The following is an 18,579-nucleotide window of genomic DNA, read 5'->3' as shown; positions in this document are numbered from 1 at the left end:
AGAGGAGCCCCTCCCAAAACTGCCATCTGGTCCAGCCCACCTCCGACGTGACCCGTACCGAGGCCCACCGCTTCTACGAGCGGCTCGGATTCACCGCATCCCACATCAGCTTCCAGCTCACGCTCTGGTCGAACGGCGGGCCGGGCCGACCGGGCCCGGCCCGATCCCCCGCCAGCCCTGCGGGTCCACCCCGCCCGGTACCGGAGCCTCGGTGTCGTAGGGCTGCCGGGTGAACACGAACGACCCCAGGTCGAGGTGGCTCACCGAGCGGTCGGGCCGCCGGACCGCCCGCAGCGTCTCCCCCGCGTAGTAGCCGTTCAGGCCCCGCCAGCTGCCGTCCGGCTCTGCTCGGAACCGGGCCGCCCGGCCCAGGGCGCCCGCAGGACCCAGTTCCAGCTCCCCGGTCGACCGAAGCCGGACCACGTGCGGCGCCGGCCCCCAGTACCAGGGCCCGCACAGTTCCAGTGCCGCCGGGTCCGCCTCCGTGAAGGGCCTCCACGGCTCGGGGAACAGCGGTTCGGCGTCAGCGACGATGGTCAGCAGGTCCGCGGCCAAGGACCCGGCCGGCAGCCCCGACGTGCAGTTCGCCAGCACGACGGCCACCACGTCCTCGGCCTGGTTCAGCCAGAGCCCCGCGACGAAGCCGGGCAGCGAGCCGCAATGCCCCACGAGCCGCCGACCGCTGCTCTCCGTCAGCTGCATGCCCAGCCCGTAGCCGAACTCGGCGAGTCCCGGCTCGGCGGGCGCCGCCGCGGCGGCCATCTCCCGCACGGATTCCATGTCGAGCACCTGCTCGTCCCCGTGCAGCAGGAACCGCCCGAACCGCGCCAAGTCCCGGGTGGTGGACCACAGCTGTCCTGCCGACGCCATCAGGCCCAGGTCCTCCGACGGTTCGGGCAGCAGCACGTCGGCCCACGGATGGACGGCCCAGCCGTCCGCGTACGGCGCCTGCGCCTGAACCGTCGTCCGGTCCAGCCCCAGCGGCTCCAGCACCTCGGTGCGCAGCACCTCTTCCCAGGCCTTGCCGCGCACGGCGGCGACAAGTGCGCCCAGCAGCGTGTAGCCGGGGTTGGAGTAGTGGTGGCGCCGGCCCGCCTCGAAGAGGAGCGGCTCCTCTCCCAGGACGTCCGAGAGTTCCGAGCGCAGGGAGGCGGAACTCCGCTCCCACCACGCACCGGGCGTCTCAGCGGCCAACCCGCCCGTGTGGGCGAGTAGCTGTCGGATGGTCACTTCTCCGACGCCGGTCCCCGGTAGGTGCTTCTCCAGAGGGTCTTCGAGTGCCAACAGTCCCTCGTCGCGCAACCGCATCACCAGAACGGCCGTGAAGGTCTTGGTGATCGACCCGATCCGGTACTGCACGTTCCCGTCGAGGCCGTGCCCGTCGGCCGAGCCACGGGACCCTTCCCAGACCAGGGCGCCTCCCCGCGCCACAGCGGCGACGACCGAAGGCGCGCGGCCTTCGTTCTGGGCGACGGCGATCCGGTGCCCGAGGGCACGCCGGGTGGAGGGAAGCAGGTCCTGGTCTTCAGGCAGGGCGTTCATGCCCGGATGCTACGTGTTGGCCATGTCCACGAAGCGCGAATAGTGGCCCTGGAAGGCGACCGTGATCGTCGCCGTGGGGCCGTTTCGGTGCTTGGCCACGATCAGGTCGGCCTCGCCCGCGCGCGGCGACTCCTTTTCGTACGCGTCCTCGCGGTGCAGCAGGATCACCATGTCGGCGTCCTGCTCGATCGAGCCCGACTCACGCAGGTCGGAGACCATCGGCTTCTTGTCGGTGCGCTGTTCGGGACCACGGTTCAGCTGGGACAGTGCGATCACCGGCACCTCGAGTTCCTTGGCCAGCAGCTTGAGGTTTCGGGACATGTCCGAGACCTCCTGCTGACGGCTCTCGGGCCGGCGGGAGCCGCCCGACTGCATCAGCTGGAGGTAGTCGATGACCACGAGGGCCAGGTTGTTGCGCTGCTTCAGGCGCCGGCACTTCGCCCGGATCTCCATCATCGACAGGTTGGGGGAGTCGTCGATGTACAGCGGGGCGGCGGAGACGTCCGGCATGCGGCGGGCCAGCCGGGTCCAGTCGTCGTCCGTCATGGTGCCGGAGCGCATGTGGTGCAGGGCAACGCGGGCCTCTGCGGACAGCAGGCGCATCGCGATCTCGTTGCGCCCCATTTCGAGGGAGAAGATCACGCTCGGCAGGTTGCTCTTGATGGAGCAGGCACGTGCGAAGTCCAGCGCGAGCGTCGACTTGCCCATGGCGGGTCGGGCCGCAATGACGATCATCTGGCCCGGGTGCAGGCCGTTGGTGAGCGAGTCGAGGTCGGTGAACCCGGTCGGGACACCGGACATCTGGCCGCTGCGCGAGCCGATGGCCTCGATCTCGTCGAGCGCGCCCTCCATGATGTCGCCGAGGGGCAGGTAGTCCTCGGAGGTCCGCTGCTCGGTGACGGCGTAGATCTCGGCCTGGGCGCTGTTGACGATCTCGTCGACGTCGCCGTCCGCCGCGTATCCCATCTGCGTGATCTTCGTACCGGCGGCGACGAGGCGGCGCAGGACGGCGCGCTCGTGGACGATCTCCGCGTAGTACGAGGCGTTGGCGGCAGTGGGCACCGACTGGACCAGCGTGTGCAGGTACGAGACGCCGCCAACCTTGCCGATCTCGCCGCGCCGGGTCAGCTCGGCGCCGACCGTGATCGGGTCGGCGGGCTCGCCCTTGGCATAGAGGTCGAGGACGGCCTGGTAGATGGTCTCGTGCGAGGGCCGGTAGAAGTCGTGCCCCTTGATGATCTCTACGACGTCGGCGATGGCGTCCTTGGACAGCAGCATGCCGCCGAGCACCGATTGTTCGGCGTCGAGGTCCTGCGGCGGAACCCGCTCGAAGCCGCCGCCGTCCCAGGAGCCGCCCTCGCGGCCCCGTTCGTGCTGCTCGTCCCCGCGGCCCCGGCTGTCGGCCCCGCGGCGCGAGCGGGTGGGCAGACGGTCACCCGGACCGTTGTCGGCCCAGGGGTCGTCCATGGGCTCGGGCATACTCACCGGCCCGCCTCCTCACGTCCGCAATGCGGACCTCACCGTGCCGCTCGCTCCGCGGCACGGCCCTGACATTTGGGACACCCGAGTCGGCGGTCGGCCGGTCGGGCAACGCACAACGGTAGGGCCGGGAGCGACGTCAGCCAATCTTGTTATCCACAGGCTGTGTGGATGAGATGTGGACGACGGACCCAATGCTGTGGGTAACTCGTCCGAAGCTGTGCACGGACCAGGGGACGACGCTGTGGACAAAATCACCTGACGCACCCAATCTCCATGCCTGACCTGCACATTCTTCCTCCACCGCCTGTGGGGGAGAAATTTCTTCGTCACAGCCCCGAGATCGCCTCCGACAGGGTGTCACGCGCGCCGGAACCGATCGTTCAGTAAGCCCCATAACAGTGTTGTGTCTGTTACCTGTGGAAGATTAGATTGGGCGCATGACACAGGCCCTGGACACACCGAAGGCTGCACCGGGACGGCACGACCGAGAGATCCTCGCTCTCGCCCTACCGGCCTTCGGAGCGCTCGTCGCGGAACCCCTCTTCGTGCTGGCCGACAGCGCCATCGTGGGGCACCTCGGCACCTCCCAGCTGGCCGGGCTCGGTGTCGCCGCCGCTCTGCTGACGACCGCCGCCAGCGTGTTCGTGTTCCTCGCCTACGCCACCACCGCGGCCGTCTCCCGCCGCGTCGGTTCGGGCGACCTGGGGGCCGCCATCCGGCAGGGCATGGACGGCATCTGGCTCGCCCTCCTGCTGGGCGCCGCCGTCGTCGCCGTCACGCTCCCCACGGCGCCCTGGCTCGTCTCGGCCTTCGGGGCCTCCGACACCATCGCCCCCTACGCGATCACGTACCTGCGGATCTCGGTGCTCGGCATCCCCGCCATGCTCGTCGTCCTCGCGGCCACGGGGGTCCTCCGCGGACTCCAGGACACCCGTACACCGCTCTACGTGGCCGTGGCCGGCTTCGCCCTCAACGCCGGCCTCAACGTCGCTCTGGTCTACGGGGCCGGCCTCGGCATCGCTGGCTCCGCCTGGGGCACGGTCGCCGCGCAGTGCGCCATGGCAGCCGCCTATCTCTTCGTGGTGGTCCGCGGGGCCCGGCAGCACGGAGCCTCGCTGCGCCCCGACGTGGCAGGCATCCGGGCCTGCGCCCAGGCCGGCGTACCGCTACTGATCCGCACCCTGTCCCTGCGTGCCGTCCTGATGATCGCGACCGCCGTGGCCGCCCGGCTCGGTGACGCGGACATCGCCGCCCACCAGATCCTGCTCGCCTTGTGGAGCCTGCTCGCCTTCGCTCTGGACGCGATCGCCATCGCCGGACAGGCGATCATCGGCCGATACCTGGGAGCCGGCGACATCGCGGGCGCCAAAGCCGTCTGCCGCCGCATGGTGCAGTGGGGGATCGTGTCCGGCGCCGTCCTCGGCGCCCTGGTGGCCGTGGCCCGTCCCCTGATCGTGCCCCTGTTCACCACCGACCTGGTGGTGAAGGAGGCCCTGCTCCCTGCTCTGCTGGTCGTGGCCGTGTCCCAGCCCGTCGCCGGGGTGGTCTTCGTCCTCGACGGGGTCCTGATGGGTGCGGGCGACGGACGCTATCTGGCCTGGGCGATGCTGACGACGCTGGCCGTGTTCGCCCCGGCCGCCCTGCTCGTGCCGGCCATCGGCGGCGGGCTGACGGCCCTGTGGTGGGCCATGACCCTGATGATGCTGGTCCGGCTGGTGACCCTCCAGCTGCGCGCCCGCTCCGGCCGCTGGGCCGTCGCCGGGGCGATCCGCTGAGGACGGGGCCCGCGGTGCACGTGGAACATGGCCTCGCGGGGTCCCGTGTTTCACGTGAAACACCGTGCCCGACGTGAAACACGGCTTCCCGACGGCCGCACCAACGACGAAGGGCCGCACCCGGCAGGGTGCGGCCCTTCATACGCAGCACTTAGGCGGCGACGACCTCGACGCCCACGTTCGCGGCGACCTCGGCGTGCAGACGCACGGAGACCTGGTACGAACCGAGGGTCTTGATCGGGGCAGCCAGCTCCACGCGGCGCTTGTCGACCTTCGGACCACCGGAAGCCTCGATCGCCGTGGCGATGTCACCCGGGGTCACGGAGCCGAAGAGGCGGCCGGCGTCACCCGAACGGGTGGCCAGACGGACCTTCGTGCCCTCGAGCTGGGCCTTGACCTCGTTGGCCTGCTCGATGGTCGCGATCTCGTGGATCTTGCGGGCGCGGCGGATCTGCGCCACGTCCTTCTCGCCACCCTTGGTCCAGCGGATCGCGAAACCGCGCGGGACCAGGTAGTTGCGAGCGTAACCGTCCTTGACGTCAACGACGTCGCCGGCGGCACCGAGGCCCGAGACCTCCTGGGTCAGGATGATCTTCATTAGTCGGTCACCCTTTCCTTATCGCGCGGTGGACGTGTAGGGCAGCAGCGCCATCTCACGGCTGTTCTTCACGGCCGTGGCGACGTCACGCTGGTGCTGCGTGCAGTTGCCGGTAACGCGGCGGGCACGGATCTTGCCGCGGTCGGAAATGAACTTCCGCAGCATGTTCGTGTCCTTGTAGTCCACGTACGCGGTCTTGTCCTTGCAGAAAGCGCAGACCTTCTTCTTCGGCTTGCGCACAGGCGGCTTCGCCATGGTGTCTCTCCTGTGTGATCAAGAAGTGGGGGTGCGAGCTTCCCTAGAAGGGAGGCTCGTCCGAGTAGCCGCCGCCGGAGTTTCCACCCCAGCCACCGCCGCCGCCCTGCTGGCCGCCACCGGCCGGCGCGCTGGACGCCCACGGGTCGTCGGAGGGACCTCCGCCGCCCTGCGGACCGCCGCTGGGGGCTCCGCCCCAGCCGCCGCCGCCCTGCTGGCCGCCGCCGTACCCACCCTGGCCACCGCGGCCGGTGGTCTTGGTGACCTTGGCCGTGGCGTTCTTCAGGCTGGGACCGACTTCCTCGACGTCCAGCTCGAAGACCGTGCGCTTGACACCCTCACGGTCCTCGTACGACCGCTGCCTCAGCCGGCCCTGCACGACGACGCGCATGCCCCGCTGGAGGGACTCGGCGACGTTCTCCGCCGCCTGCCGCCACACCGAGCAGGTAAGGAACAGGCTCTCGCCGTCCTTCCACTCGTTGGTCTGACGGTCGAAGGTGCGGGGGGTGGACGCGACACGGAACTTCGCGACCGCCGCACCCGAGGGGGTGAAGCGCAGCTCGGGGTCGTCGACGAGATTGCCGACGACCGTGATGACGGTCTCGCCTGCCATGGATGAACCTCTCGGCGGGGATGTGCTGCTGGCTGCTGTGCTACTCGAACCCGATTACCGCTGAACCGAAGTTCAGTGGGTCTCGGGGCGAAGGACCTTGGTCCGGAGAACCGACTCGTTCAGGTTCATCTGGCGGTCGAGCTCCTTGACGACCGCGGGCTCGGCCTGCAGGTCGATGACCGAGTAGATGCCCTCGGGCTTCTTCTTGATCTCGTAAGCGAGACGACGACGGCCCCAGGTGTCGACCTTCTCGACCTTTCCGTTGGCCTCGCGGACCACGGAGAGGAAGTTCTCGATCAGGGGGGCGACAGAGCGCTCCTCGAGATCGGGGTCGAGGATGACCATCACTTCGTAGTGACGCATGTGGAACCCACCTCCTTTGGACTCAGCGGCCACGGTCGTTCCGTGGCAGGAGGGTCGTGATGCGTGCCGCACGGCGCCTGAGAGCAGACACCGCGCAGACCGTACAGACTACCCCGCCGCCTCCTTCCGGTTGAAATCCGGCGCAGGGGGGCCACAATCTGTAGGCATCGGGTGTGCTCGGTGCTATGCCCCCGGCCCGGAGGCAGGCCCGCAGCACCGGTCTGCTTCAGCCAGGAGGTGCCTTCCGATGGCACAGGCAATGCGCTCCCAGCCCTCCATCTCGCTCCTCGCGACCGACGGCAAGCCCCATCCGCTGCAGGACACCCTGATGGCGATCACGCTCATCTGCGGCGCCGTGGCATGCATCACAGCATTCTTCGACAACCTGCACCTGATCACGTCGTGGACCGGGCTGGTCGGGATCCTGACCGGCGCGTACGGACAATTCGTCTCGGAAACGACGCGCGAGCGCTTCGCGCTGATCATCGGCCTTGGCGCATCCGGCCTCGGCTTCTATCTCGGCATGGCCCACGGCGGCCTCTTCGGCGGCCTTCTGGGCTGACCGGGGCACCTCCGCGACAGGGCGTCCACCCTCCGACCGGCCCTGATACGGCCCGTCCCCCAGAAGGGTGGCGCCCTTGTCGCAGTAGGCTTCGCGCCATAGCCAGCGAAGCCGCCGGAGGAGACGCCCCGCATGAGCCTGTCCCTGAGGACCATCAGCCGAGAGCAGCATCTGGGTTATCTCCAGAGCCTGCCCTCGGCTAGCCACTGCCAGGTCCCGGCGTGGGCCGACGTGAAGAACGAGTGGCGGTCCGAGAACCTCGGATGGTTCAACGAGAACGACGAACTCATTGGTGCCGCACTCGTGCTGTACCGCCAGTTGCCCAAGGTGAAGCGGTACCTCGCCTACCTGCCCGAGGGCCCCGTCATCAACTGGTTCGCCCCCAACCTGGAGGAGTGGCTGCAGCCGATGCTGGCGCACCTCAAGCGCCAGGGCGCCTTCACCGTGAAGATGGGCCCGCCCGTCGTCATCCGGCGCTGGAACTCCGCCGCCATCAAGGGCGGCATCCAGGACCCGAACGTCAAGCGCCTGCGCGACGTGGAGCCTTCGCACATCGAGCCGCGCGCCTTCGAGGTGTCCGACAAGCTGCGCCGCATGGGTTGGCAGCAGGGCGAGGACGGCGGCGCCGGCTTCGGCGACGTCCAGCCCCGCTACGTCTTCCAGGTGCCGCTCGCCAACCGCTCGCTGGACGACGTCCTCAAGGGCTTCAACCAGCTGTGGCGCCGCAACATCAAGAAGGCCGAGAAGGCGGGCGTCGAGGTCGTCCAGGGCGGCTACGACGACCTGGCCACCTGGCAGCACCTGTACGAGATCACGGCCGAGCGCGACAAGTTCCGCCCGCGCCCGCTCAGCTACTTCCAGCGCCAGTGGACGGCCCTCAACGCCGAGGACCCGAACCGGATGCGGCTCTACATCGCCCAGCACGAGGGCGAGGCGCTGGCCGCAGCAACCATGATCACCGTCGGCCAGCACGTCTGGTACTCGTACGGCGCCTCCGCCAACCACAAGCGGGAGGTGCGGCCCTCCAACGCGATGCAGTGGCGCATGCTGCGCGACGCGTACGCGCTGGGCGCGAGCGTCTATGACCTGCGCGGCATCAGTGACACGCTGGACGAGAACGACCACCTGTTCGGCCTGATCCAGTTCAAGGTCGGTACGGGCGGCGAGGCCGTCGAGTACGTCGGCGAGTGGGACTTCCCGCTCAACAAGGTGCTGCACAAGGCGCTCGACATCTACATGTCGCGTCGCTGACCGGCTGCACCCCACCTTCGCACCGCTGCTTCACGCAGCCATTCCAGAGAGGCTCCGGACGGGCATGGCGCTCACGCTCTACGTCGACACCGCGCGCTGGCGTGCGCACCACAAGCAGATCCAGGACCAGTTCCCCGGACTGATCCCGGTCTGCAAGGGCAACGGCTACGGCTTCGGCCACGACCGGCTGTCCGAGGAGGCGACCCGCCTGGGCGCGGACATCCTCGCCGTCGGCACGACGTACGAGGCTGCGGCCATAAAGGACCTCTTCAGCGGCGATCTGCTCGTCCTCACCCCGTTCCGGCGCGGTGAGGACCCGGTCCCGCTGCCGGACCGGGTGATCCGCTCCGTGGCCTCGCTGGACGGGGTCCGCGGCCTGGTCGGCGCCCGCGTGGTCATCGAGTGCATGAGCTCGATGCGCCGCCACGGCATCTCCGAGCAGGACCTGGGCCAGCTGCACGCGGCGATCGAGGACGTGCGGCTGGAGGGCTTCGCCCTCCACCTGCCGCTGGACCGCCCGGACGGCTCGGACCCGGTCGAGGAGGTCATCGGCTGGATGGACCGGCTGCGCGCGGCCCGCCTGCCGCTGCACACCATGTTCGTCAGCCACCTGAAGTCCGCGGACCTGGCCCGGCTGCAGCAGCAGTTCCCGCAGACCCGCTTCCGGGCGCGCATCGGTACTCGGCTGTGGCTGGGGGACCACGATGCGACGGAGTACCGCGGCAGCGTCCTGGACGTCACCCGGGTCGCCAAGGGCGACCGGTTCGGTTACCGGCAGCAGAAGGCCGCCTCGGACGGCTGGCTCGTCGTGGTGGCGGGCGGCACCTCCCACGGAGTGGGCCTGGAGGCTCCCAAGGCCCTGCACGGTGTCATGCCGCGGGCCAAGGGCGTGGCCCGGGCCGGCCTGGCCACCGTGAACCGGAACCTTTCGCCCTTCGTGTGGGCGGGCAAGCAGCGCTGGTTCGCCGAGCCGCCGCACATGCAGGTCTCGATCCTGTTCGTGCCGTCGGACGCGCCCGAGCCCCAGGTCGGCGACGAGCTCGTGGCACACCTGCGCCACACGACGACGCAGTTCGACCGGATCGTCGACGCCTGATCCGGGCCGGGCCGGGTCACGCCCGGCCCGGCCCGAGGCCGTCAGTCGACGGGTGCCTTGCCCCAGCTGACCCGCTGTCCTTCCGAGGGCGCCGCTTCCTGCGGCGCCCTCGCTGCGTCCGAGAGCACGAACACGTCCTCGGCCCCGTCGAGGACACCGCCGGAGGGGTCGTCCGACCCGTCGCGGCGAACGACGTCCCGCTCGGGCATCAGGATGTCGCGCACGACGACCGCGCACAGGTAGAGCGTGCCGAGCAGATGGGCGGCGATGGCCAGCTGGTAGCCCTCCGTGGGCAGGCCCTGGTGCTTGTCGCCGCTGGTCGTGTAGGCCAGGTAGAACCAGATCCCGAGGAAGTACACGACCTCGGTGGCCTGCCAGATGAGGAAGTCCCGCCAGCGCGGCCGGGCCAGCGCCGCGAGCGGGATGAGCCACAGCACGTACTGCGGCGAGTACACCTTGTTGGCCAGGATGAACGCGGCCACGACCAGGAACGCCAGCTGCGCGAAGCGCGGGCGGCGGGGCGCGGTGAGAGTGAGCAGGCCGATGCCCGCGCACAGCAGCAGCGTCAGGCCCGTGGCGTAGGTGTTGGCGTCGTTCAGGGGGTTGCCGGAGCGCTGGGAAATGAGCAGCCACACCGAACCGAAGTCGATGGGGCGCTCCTGGCTGAAGGTGTAGAACTTCTTCCAGCCGTCCCAGGCGAGCAGCATGACGGGCAGGTTCACCACGAGCCAGGAGGCGGCAGCCCCGAGGGCGGCCGTACCGAACGCCCGCCACTTCCCGGCCCGCCAGCACAGCACGAACAGGACCCCGAGGAGCAGGACGGGGTAGAGCTTCGCGGCGGTGGCCAGGCCGACGAGGACACCGAAGAGCAGGGTGCGGCCGCGGGACCACATGAGCATGGCCGCGGCGGTCAGGGCGATGGCCAGCAGGTCCCAGTTGATCGTCGCGGTGAGCGCGAAGGCGGGCGCGAGGGCGAAGAGAAGGGCGTCCCAGGGCCGGCGGCGGTGGGTGCGGGCGACACACACGGCGATGACCGCGGCGCAGCTCATCAGCATCCCGGCGTTGACCATCCAGTACATCTGCTCGCGGTGCTGCATGGAGCCGCCGCCGGGGGTCAGCCAGGACGCGACCTCCATGAACAGGCCGGTGAGCACGGGGTACTCGAGGTACTCCATGTCTCCCGGCAGGCGGTCGAAGTACGGGGTGAGGCCGTCGGCGAAGCCGCGAGCGACGAAGAGGTGCGGGATGTCGGAGTAGCAGGCGTGGGTGTACTGGGACCCGGCGCCTCGGAACCACGCCCAGTCGTAGCAGGGCAGCTTCTGCACCATGCCGAGCGCGAACATCCCGAGGGCGACCAGCACCACCACGCGGACCGGGTTCAGCCAGTGGCCGCCCAGTCTGGCGTAGCGGCCGATGGGGCCGCCGATGAACTCGCTGCCCGCCGCGGCGACCTCGTCCTGCCGGGTGGGCAGTACCGGCCGGTCCTCCTGCACCTTCGTCATGCGCTCATCCTGCCGTACGGCGCCGCGCACGCGGGAGGGCCGCCGCGACGGATGCGGCGGCCCTCCTCCGGTCAGGGGACGGGGCGGAGTCAGCCCTCGCTGGTGAAGGGCGCCCAGTTGCTACTGCCGGGGCGGTGCGGCCTGCCCGTCAGCGTCGGGGACGGGGATCCGGTGGATCCGCCGCCGTCGACGCCACCGTTGGTGCTGCCGCCGCTGTCGGGGATGCAGTACAGCTGCCACGGCTTGCAGGACGGCTTGCCGCCCCGGGAGGGCGACGGGGAGGGGGACAGGGAGGCGGACGGGGACGGGGACACCGACGTGGACGGCGAGGGAGAGACGGAGGGGCTCGGCGAGGGGGCGCCGGCGGAGTCCGCGATCACACCGATCTTGTCGGGCTCCGGGAAGTCCTTGACCGGGGCGTCCTTGAGCGCTTCCTTCATGTACGCCGTCCAGATCACGGCGGGGATGTCGCCACCGTGGATGGAGTCGGTGCCGCCCACGCCGTTCATGGAGATCAGCTTCTTGTCCGGCGAGTTCGGGTCGGTACGGAAGAGCGTGACCGAGGTGGACAGCTCCGGGGTGTAGCCGACGAACCAGGCCGACTTGTTGAAGTCGGTGGTACCGGTCTTGCCGGCGGCCGGCCGCCCGAGCTTCTTGGCCTTGGTGCCGGTGCCGTTCTGCACCACGTTCTCGAGCACCTTGGTGACGTTGTCGGCGATGCTGTCGTCCATCGCCCGCTGCTCCTTGGGCGGCTCGAAGCCGGGCAGGTCCTTGCCGTCCTTCTGCACGCTGCGCACGGAGAAGGGCTCGCGGTGGACGCCGGACGCGGCGAAGGTGGCGTACGAGTCGGCCATGCGGATGGCGCTCGGGGTCGAGGTGCCGAGGGCGAACGAGGCGTCGTTGTTCGGGTTCATCGAGTCCTCGAGGATGCCCGTGGCCTTGGCCACCTCGCGGACCTTGCTGTGGCCGACGTCGAAGACGAGCTGCGCGAACGGCACGTTGATGGACTTCTCCATCGCCTCGTTGAGGGTCACGTAGCCGTAGGGGTACGCGCTCTCGTTCTTCTGCTGGAACGGCTTGCCCGCGCTGTCGCGCAGCGGCTTGCCGTCACGGTTGTTGATCACCGTGAGGTCGTTGGCCATGTACTTGCTCTCGGGCGAGAGGCCCTGGCCCTTGGAGTTCTGGGTGCCGTACTCCATCGCCGCCGCCAGTACGTACGGCTTCCAGGTGGAGCCGACCGGGACACCGATGGTGTTGGCGTTGTTGCTGAAGTACTTCTTGTCCATGCCCGGGCCGCCGTACAGGGCCACGATCGCGCCGGTCTTCACGTCCACCGAGGCCGCGCCGAACTGGACGAAGGTGTCGTGCTCGGGCCGGGCCTTCTCGTCGAGGAAGTTGTTGCGGGTCTCGTCGACCGCCTTGGCCAGGGCGTCGACCTTCGGCTTCTGGAAGGTGGTCTTGATCTGGTAGCCGCCCCTGGCCATCTGCTCCGGGGTGATCTTCGCGACCTTCATGACGTACTGCTTGGCCGTCTCGACCAGGTAGCCGGTCTGACCGGAGAGGCTGCGGGCCTGCTCGGAGTCGATGAGCTTGGGGAAGTCCTTGAACTGGTCCCGCTCCGACTTCTGCATGCGGCCGACGGCGACCTCGCGGTCCAGTACCCAGGCCCAGCGGGCCTGGGCCCGCGTCGTGTTCTGCTCGGGGGTGGCCGTGGGCCCGATGCCGCCGTCCGGGTTGTAGAGGTTGGGGCCCTTGAGCACGGAGGCCAGGAAGGCGCTCTCGGAGGGCGTCAGGTTCCAGCAGTCCTTGCCGAAGTAGGCGCGCGCCGCCGCCTGGATGCCGTAGGCGTCGCGCCCGTAGTAGGCGGTGTTGAGGTAGCCGGCGAGGATCTTGCCCTTCTCCTCGGTCATGCCGAGCCTTATCGAGATGAAGAGCTCGGTGACCTTGCGCTTCAGCGTCTGGTCGGAGTCCAGGTACGTGTTCTTCACGTACTGCTGGGTGATGGTCGAACCGCCCTGTGTGGAACCGCCCTTGGCCATGTTCCACACGGCGCGGGCGATGCCCATCGGGTCGACGCCCTTGTCGGTCTCGAAGGACTCGTTCTCCGCGGAGATCACGGCGTTCTGCATCGACTTGGGGATCTTGTCGATGGGCACGATCTGCCGGTTCATGGTGCCGCCCGTGGCGACCATCTGCGTGCCGTCGTCCCAGAAGAACACGTTGTTCTGGGCCTGTGCGGCGAGGTTCGGGTCCGGCGTGCTCACCGCGGCGATGCCGATACCGGCCCCTGCCGTCACCACCGCGAAGAAGCCCAGGGCCGTGCCGCCCACCAGCTTCCACGACGGCACGAAGCGCTGCCAGCCCTCCTTGTCGGAGCGCGGGTAGTTGATGAACCGCTTGTCGGAGGGGCCCGTGCCCCGCCCTCGGGTTCCGGATCCGCGCTGGGCTGCCCGGCGCGCATCTGCGCGGCTGCCGTGGCCGCGGGGGTCTGCGTACGGTCCGCTGTACGACGCCGTGGGGACGTCGCGCGCGGGCCCGGCGTGTCCGGGGCGCTGTTGGGCGGCCCGGCGGGCAGCGGCACGTCCGCTGCCCTCGGGCTGCGGCGGTTTGCGGCGGTGCTCGCTCATCGAACGACTACTCCTCGGGCAGGCGAGTGGCCTGGAAGCGGCTGGTGAATTCCGGTTCCCCCTGTGTCCTGCCGCAAAGACTACGCACGCCCAAAACCCGAACAGTGCCGAAGTTCACCCCAAATCAGGCAACTCGCCTCCCGCGAATCGGTGATGTGATGCCGGTCACGAGGTCCCCACTTGTCGACGACGGGGCCCCGTTCTATCGTCTGGATGTATCGAGCCGATACATCAGCTCGGTATAAAAACTCAGAGGCGAAGGAGGCAGGCGGATGAGCAGGCGCTCAGGCATCCTCGAGTTCGCCGTCCTCGGCCTGCTTCGCGAGTCCCCCATGCACGGCTACGAACTGCGCAAGCGGCTCAACACCTCGCTGGGGGTATTCCGGGCGTTCAGCTACGGGACGCTCTACCCCTGCCTCAAGACGTTGGTCGCCAACGGCTGGCTGGCCGAGGAGCCGGGCAACGCCCCGGAGGACGCTCTCGCCGCTTCACTCGCAGGGCGCCGCGCCAAGATCGTCTACCGGTTGACGGCGGCCGGTAAGGAGCACTTCGAGGAGCTCCTGTCCCGCACGGGCCCCGACACCTGGGAGGACGAGACCTTCGCCGCCCGGTTCGCCTTCTTCGGCCAGACCGAGCGGGACGTGCGCATGCGGGTCCTCGAAGGCCGCCGCAGCCGACTCGAGGAGCGCCTCGAGAAGATGCGCGCCTCGCTCGCCCGTACGCGGGAGCGCCTCGACGACTACACGCTTGAGCTGCAGCGGCACGGAATGGAGTCCGTGGAGCGCGAAGTGCGCTGGCTGAACGAGCTCATCGAGAGTGAGCGGGCAGGACGGGATCTGAGACGACCCGGCCCGCCCGACGAAACCGCAAAGTGAGGCCTGCACCTCGCAGGCCTCGTCCGAGAACAAACAGGGAGCAACCGGAATGGGTTCGGTTCGCGTAGCCATCGTCGGCGTGGGCAACTGCGCCGCCTCGCTGGTGCAGGGCGTCGAGTACTACAAGGACGCCGACCCGGCGTCCAAGGTCCCCGGGCTGATGCACGTCCAGTTCGGCGAGTACCACGTCGGTGACGTCGAGTTCGTCGCCGCCTTCGACGTCGACGCGAAGAAGGTCGGCCTCGACCTCTCGGACGCCATCGGCGCCAGCGAGAACAACACCATCAAGATCTGCGACGTTCCGCCCTCCGGCGTGACCGTCCAGCGCGGTCACACCCTCGACGGCCTGGGCAAGTACTACCGCGCGACGATCGAGGAGTCCTCCGAGGCCCCGGTCGACGTGGTCCAGGTCCTCAAGGACCGCGAGGTCGACGTTCTGGTCTGCTACCTGCCCGTCGGCTCCGAAGAGGCGGCGAAGTTCTACGCCCAGTGCGCCATCGACGCCAAGGTCGCCTTCGTCAACGCCCTCCCGGTCTTCATCGCCGGCACCAAGGAGTGGGCCGACAAGTTCACCGAGGCCGGTGTCCCGATCGTCGGCGACGACATCAAGTCGCAGGTCGGCGCAACCATCACGCACCGCGTGATGGCGAAGCTGTTCGAGGACCGCGGTGTCCGTCTCGAGCGCACCATGCAGCTCAACGTGGGCGGCAACATGGACTTCAAGAACATGCTGGAGCGCGACCGCCTGGAGTCGAAGAAGATCTCCAAGACGCAGGCCGTCACCTCGCAGATCCCCGACCGCGACCTGGGCGAGAAGAACGTCCACATCGGCCCGTCCGACTACGTCGCCTGGCTCGACGACCGCAAGTGGGCCTACGTCCGCCTTGAGGGCCGCGCCTTCGGCGACGTCCCGCTGAACCTCGAGTACAAGCTCGAGGTGTGGGACTCCCCGAACTCCGCCGGTGTCATCATCGACGCGCTGCGCGCCGCGAAGATCGCCAAGGACCGCGGCATCGGCGGCCCGATCCTCTCGGCCTCCAGCTACTTCATGAAGTCCCCGCCGGTCCAGTACTTCGACGACGAGGCCCTGGAGAACGTGGAGAAGTTCATCAAGGGCGAGGTCGAGCGCTAGACAGGACACGACACGAGGCACCCGGGGGTCCCCAGGACACCTGGACTTCGACTGTTCTTCCGCGGAGGGTCCCCGGGCAATCTGCCCGGGGACCCTCCGCGTGTGTGACCCTTGCCCTCATGCCTGTCGTACGTGATCTGCGCGTACTCCTGCGCCTGAGGGACTTCCGCAACCTACTCGCCGTACGGCTGCTCTCCCAGGCCGCCGACGGGGTCTACCAGGTGGCCCTGGCCACCTATGTGGTCTTCTCCCCGGAGAAGCAGACCTCACCCGCGGCGATCGCCTCGGCGATGGCGGTCCTGCTGCTCCCGTATTCCGTGATCGGCCCCTTCGCCGGTGTGCTCCTGGACCGCTGGCGCCGTCGTCAGGTCTTCCTCTACGGGAACCTGCTGCGGGCCTTCCTGGCCTGCACCACCGGCGTGCTGATCGTCGCCCACGTCCCCGACTGGCTCTTCTACGCCTCGGCCCTGTCCGTGACCGCGGTCAACCGGTTCGTCCTGGCCGGGCTCGCCGCCTCCCTGCCCCACGTGGTCTCGCCCGGCCAGCTGGTCACCGCCAACGCCCTCTCTCCCACCGCAGGGACCCTGGCCGCGACTGCCGGCGGCGGGCTGGCCTTCCTCCTGCGGCTGCTGGCCTCGGATTCCAACGCCGTGGTCGTCCTGCTCGGGGCCGGCCTCTACCTCTGCGCGGCGCTGGTCGCGCTGCGGCTGGCAGTCGATCTGCTGGGGCCCGACCACCGCGCCGGCGTGGTCCACCCGACCGTCGCCCAGGGGATCGCCCTCACCGTCCGGGGCATGGTCGAGGGTCTGCGGCACCTGGCCCGCCGGCGCGAGGCCGCCCGGGCGCTCACCGCGATGACGCTGATGCGGTTCTGCTACGGGGCCCTCACCGTCACCCTGCTGATGCTCTGCCGCTACTCCTGGTCGGACAACGAGTCCGACGGGCTCGCCCTGCTGGGCGTCGCGGTCGGCGTCTCCGGAGCGGGGTTCTTCGCCGCCGCCGTCGTCACGCCCTGGATGGTGGGCCGACTGGGCACTTTGGGCTGGATCACCGCCTGCTCGGCCATGGCCGCCGCGCTGGTTCTCGCGCTCGGCCTGTTCTTCCTGCCGGGACCGATGCTCGTGGCGGCGTTCGTCCTCGGCCTCGCCACCCAGGGCGCCAAGATCGCCACCGACACCGTCGTGCAGTCCCGGGTGGACGACGACTTCAGGGGCCGAGTCTTCTCGGTCTACGACGTGCTGTTCAACGTCGCCTTCGTACTCGCGGCCGCCGTGTCCGCGCTCATGCTCCCCGCCGACGGGCAGTCCGCGCTGCTCATCGTCACCGTTTCCGTGCTGTACGCACTGACCGCGGCCTACCTCGGGCGCCACAGTCGTGTTTCACGTGAAACACGCACCTGACCTCGTCACTCAGCGTGTCCGGGTGGGTGTTTCACGTGAAACACCCACCCGGAGCGCCGCTCATCAGGCCTGTGCGGCCCACCACTCCTTGAGTGCGGCAACCGCGGCTTCCCGCTCCATCGGACCGTTCTCGAGCCGCAGCTCCAGCAGGAAGGCGTAGGCCTTCCCGATCAGCGGACCCGGGCCCACGCCCAGCTCCTGCATGATCTCGTTGCCGTTCAGGTCCGGCCGGATCGCATCCAGCTCCTCCTGCTGCTGAAGCTGCGCAATGCGCTCCTCCAGGCTGTCGTACGTGCGCGAGAGGGCGCTGGCCTTGCGCTTGTTGCGGGTGGTGCAGTCCGACCGGGTCAGCTTGTGCAGCCGGTCCAACAGCGGGCCGGCGTCGCGGACGTAGCGCCGCACGGCCGAGTCGGTCCATTCGCCGTCCCCGTAGCCGTGGAACCGCAGGTGCAGCTCCACCAGCCGGGAGACGTCCTTGATCATGTCGTTGGAGTACTTCAGCGCGGTCATGCGCTTCTTGGTCATCTTGGCGCCCACCACCTCGTGGTGGTGGAACGAGACCCGGCCGTCGCTCTCGAACCGGCGGGTGCGGGGCTTGCCGATGTCGTGGAGCAGGGCCGCGAGACGCAGCACCAGGTCCGGACCGTTTTCCTCCAGGTCGATCGCCTGCTCCAGCACGATCAGCGAGTGATCGTAGACGTCCTTGTGACGGTGGTGTTCGTCACGCTCCAGCCGCAGGGCGGGCAGCTCGGGCAGGACGTGGTCGGCCAGCCCCGTGTCCACGAGCAGGCCCAGGCCCTTGCGGGGGCACGCGGACAGCATCAGCTTGTTCAGCTCGCCCTGCACCCGCTCCGCCGAGACGATCTCGATCCGCTCGGACATCTCCGTCATCGCCACGACGACCTCGGGGGCGACCTCGAAGTCGAGCTGCGCGGCGAAACGCGCCGCACGCAGCATCCGCAGCGGGTCGTCGGAGAACGACTCCTCCGGTGTGCCGGGAGTGCGCAGCACGCGCGCCTGGAGGTCCTCCAGGCCACCGTGCGGATCCACGAACACCTTCTCCGGCAGCGCGACCGCCATCGCGTTCACCGTGAAGTCGCGGCGGACGAGATCCTCCTCGATGGAGTCGCCGTAGGAGACCTCGGGCTTGCGGGAGGTCCGGTCGTACGACTCCGAGCGGTACGTGGTGACCTCGATCTGGAAGCCCGCCTTCTGTGCCCCGACGGTGCCGAAGGCGATGCCGACGTCCCAGACCGAGTCGGCCCACGGCCGGACGATCTTCAGAACGTCCTCGGGGCGGGCATCGGTGGTGAAGTCGAGATCGTTGCCGAGACGCCCGAGCAACGCGTCGCGTACGGACCCGCCGACCAGGGCGAGGCTGAAGCCCGCCTCCTGGAAGCGGAGGCCGAGCTCGTCGGCGACAGGGGCGACCCGCAGCAGTTCGCTGACCGCGCGGTGCTGCACCTGACTCAGGGCACTGGGGTTGTCTTCGTTGGCGTTCGGCAC

General features: G+C 69.1%; 16 protein-coding genes and 1 pseudogene. 8 read left to right on the top strand and 9 right to left on the bottom strand.

What is annotated here, in order from left to right; translation table 11 throughout:
* Positions 1 to 11 precede the first annotated feature (11 nt).
* Positions 12 to 125 (top strand): annotated as a pseudogene (locus tag ACSHWO_RS17685) (GNAT family N-acetyltransferase); the annotation flags it as partial.
* On the opposite strand, the gene ACSHWO_RS17680 reads toward ACSHWO_RS17685, so the two are convergent.
* Both ACSHWO_RS17680 and dnaB read right to left on the bottom strand, forming a co-directional pair.
* A complete protein-coding gene (locus tag ACSHWO_RS17680) occupies positions 118 to 1,542 on the bottom strand; it encodes a serine hydrolase domain-containing protein (protein WP_438313018.1) in 1,425 nt (474 codons plus the stop codon). The pseudogene ACSHWO_RS17685 and the gene ACSHWO_RS17680 overlap by 8 nt on opposite strands.
* 9 nt (positions 1,543 to 1,551) lie before the next feature.
* The gene (dnaB, locus tag ACSHWO_RS17675; protein ID WP_361093146.1) at positions 1,552 to 3,027 is read right to left on the bottom strand and encodes a replicative DNA helicase; all 1,476 of its coding nucleotides are present in this window, start codon (positions 3,025 to 3,027) and stop codon (positions 1,552 to 1,554) included.
* 434 nt (positions 3,028 to 3,461) lie between these two features.
* On the opposite strand from dnaB, the gene ACSHWO_RS17670 reads away from it, so the two are divergent.
* The gene (locus ACSHWO_RS17670; protein ID WP_438313016.1) at positions 3,462 to 4,799 is read left to right on the top strand and encodes an MATE family efflux transporter; all 1,338 of its coding nucleotides are present in this window, start codon (positions 3,462 to 3,464) and stop codon (positions 4,797 to 4,799) included.
* A 151-nt stretch (positions 4,800 to 4,950) separates the two neighbouring features.
* Here ACSHWO_RS17670 and rplI read toward each other — a convergent pair whose 3' ends face one another.
* The 4 genes from rplI to rpsF all read right to left on the bottom strand — a co-directional run bounded on the left by rplI (position 4,951) and on the right by rpsF (position 6,628).
* Positions 4,951 to 5,397 (bottom strand): 50S ribosomal protein L9, encoded by a 447-nt coding sequence (gene rplI / locus ACSHWO_RS17665; RefSeq protein WP_361093140.1) that lies wholly within the window; start codon positions 5,395 to 5,397, stop codon positions 4,951 to 4,953.
* Positions 5,398 to 5,415: 18 nt separating this feature from the next.
* Positions 5,416 to 5,652 carry a 30S ribosomal protein S18 gene (rpsR, locus tag ACSHWO_RS17660; RefSeq protein WP_005315025.1) on the bottom strand — a complete coding sequence of 79 codons (237 nt, stop codon included), beginning with the start codon at positions 5,650 to 5,652 and terminating at the stop codon, positions 5,416 to 5,418.
* Between the two features lie 43 nt (positions 5,653 to 5,695).
* Positions 5,696 to 6,265 carry a single-stranded DNA-binding protein gene (locus tag ACSHWO_RS17655; RefSeq protein WP_438313014.1) on the bottom strand — a complete coding sequence of 190 codons (570 nt, stop codon included), beginning with the start codon at positions 6,263 to 6,265 and terminating at the stop codon, positions 5,696 to 5,698.
* A 72-nt stretch (positions 6,266 to 6,337) separates the two neighbouring features.
* The gene (gene rpsF, locus ACSHWO_RS17650; protein WP_361093134.1) at positions 6,338 to 6,628 is read right to left on the bottom strand and encodes a 30S ribosomal protein S6; all 291 of its coding nucleotides are present in this window, start codon (positions 6,626 to 6,628) and stop codon (positions 6,338 to 6,340) included.
* A gap of 247 nt (positions 6,629 to 6,875) precedes the next feature.
* Between rpsF and ACSHWO_RS17645 the strand changes: the two genes are divergently transcribed.
* From ACSHWO_RS17645 to ACSHWO_RS17635, 3 genes are all read left to right on the top strand, one after another.
* Positions 6,876 to 7,190: a hypothetical protein gene (locus ACSHWO_RS17645; RefSeq protein ID WP_361093131.1), complete on the top strand. Its 315-nt coding sequence runs from the start codon at positions 6,876 to 6,878 to the stop codon at positions 7,188 to 7,190.
* 132 nt (positions 7,191 to 7,322) lie between these two features.
* Positions 7,323 to 8,441 (top strand): lipid II:glycine glycyltransferase FemX, encoded by a 1,119-nt coding sequence (locus ACSHWO_RS17640; RefSeq protein WP_438313011.1) that lies wholly within the window; start codon positions 7,323 to 7,325, stop codon positions 8,439 to 8,441.
* Between the two features lie 64 nt (positions 8,442 to 8,505).
* Entirely contained in the window at positions 8,506 to 9,537 is a 1,032-nt protein-coding gene (locus ACSHWO_RS17635; RefSeq protein WP_361093125.1) for an alanine racemase, read from the top strand.
* Between the two features lie 41 nt (positions 9,538 to 9,578).
* Here ACSHWO_RS17635 and ACSHWO_RS17630 read toward each other — a convergent pair whose 3' ends face one another.
* Together ACSHWO_RS17630 and ACSHWO_RS17625 are read right to left on the bottom strand one after the other, a co-directional pair.
* Positions 9,579 to 11,039 carry a glycosyltransferase family 87 protein gene (locus tag ACSHWO_RS17630; RefSeq protein ID WP_361093122.1) on the bottom strand — a complete coding sequence of 487 codons (1,461 nt, stop codon included), beginning with the start codon at positions 11,037 to 11,039 and terminating at the stop codon, positions 9,579 to 9,581.
* A gap of 89 nt (positions 11,040 to 11,128) precedes the next feature.
* Positions 11,129 to 13,666 carry a transglycosylase domain-containing protein gene (locus tag ACSHWO_RS17625; RefSeq protein ID WP_361093119.1) on the bottom strand — a complete coding sequence of 846 codons (2,538 nt, stop codon included), beginning with the start codon at positions 13,664 to 13,666 and terminating at the stop codon, positions 11,129 to 11,131.
* Positions 13,667 to 13,938: 272 nt separating this feature from the next.
* On the opposite strand from ACSHWO_RS17625, the gene ACSHWO_RS17620 reads away from it, so the two are divergent.
* From ACSHWO_RS17620 to ACSHWO_RS17610, 3 genes are all read left to right on the top strand, one after another.
* Positions 13,939 to 14,541 carry a PadR family transcriptional regulator gene (locus ACSHWO_RS17620; protein WP_361093116.1) on the top strand — a complete coding sequence of 201 codons (603 nt, stop codon included), beginning with the start codon at positions 13,939 to 13,941 and terminating at the stop codon, positions 14,539 to 14,541.
* 49 nt (positions 14,542 to 14,590) lie between these two features.
* Positions 14,591 to 15,673 (top strand): inositol-3-phosphate synthase, encoded by a 1,083-nt coding sequence (locus ACSHWO_RS17615; protein WP_361093113.1) that lies wholly within the window; start codon positions 14,591 to 14,593, stop codon positions 15,671 to 15,673.
* Between the two features lie 119 nt (positions 15,674 to 15,792).
* Positions 15,793 to 17,073 carry an MFS transporter gene (locus tag ACSHWO_RS17610; protein WP_438313007.1) on the top strand — a complete coding sequence of 427 codons (1,281 nt, stop codon included), beginning with the start codon at positions 15,793 to 15,795 and terminating at the stop codon, positions 17,071 to 17,073.
* A gap of 63 nt (positions 17,074 to 17,136) precedes the next feature.
* Here ACSHWO_RS17610 and ACSHWO_RS17605 read toward each other — a convergent pair whose 3' ends face one another.
* Positions 17,137 to 18,579, bottom strand: coding sequence for a CCA tRNA nucleotidyltransferase (locus ACSHWO_RS17605; protein WP_438313005.1), 1,443 nt, complete (start codon positions 18,577 to 18,579; stop codon positions 17,137 to 17,139).

Source organism: Streptomyces pallidus (ex Mingjun et al. 2026), assembly GCF_051550185.1.
GTDB lineage: Bacteria > Actinomycetota > Actinomycetes > Streptomycetales > Streptomycetaceae > Streptomyces.
The sequence above is the reverse complement of the archived record's forward strand: the minus strand, read 5'-3'. Positions and strand labels throughout refer to the sequence as shown.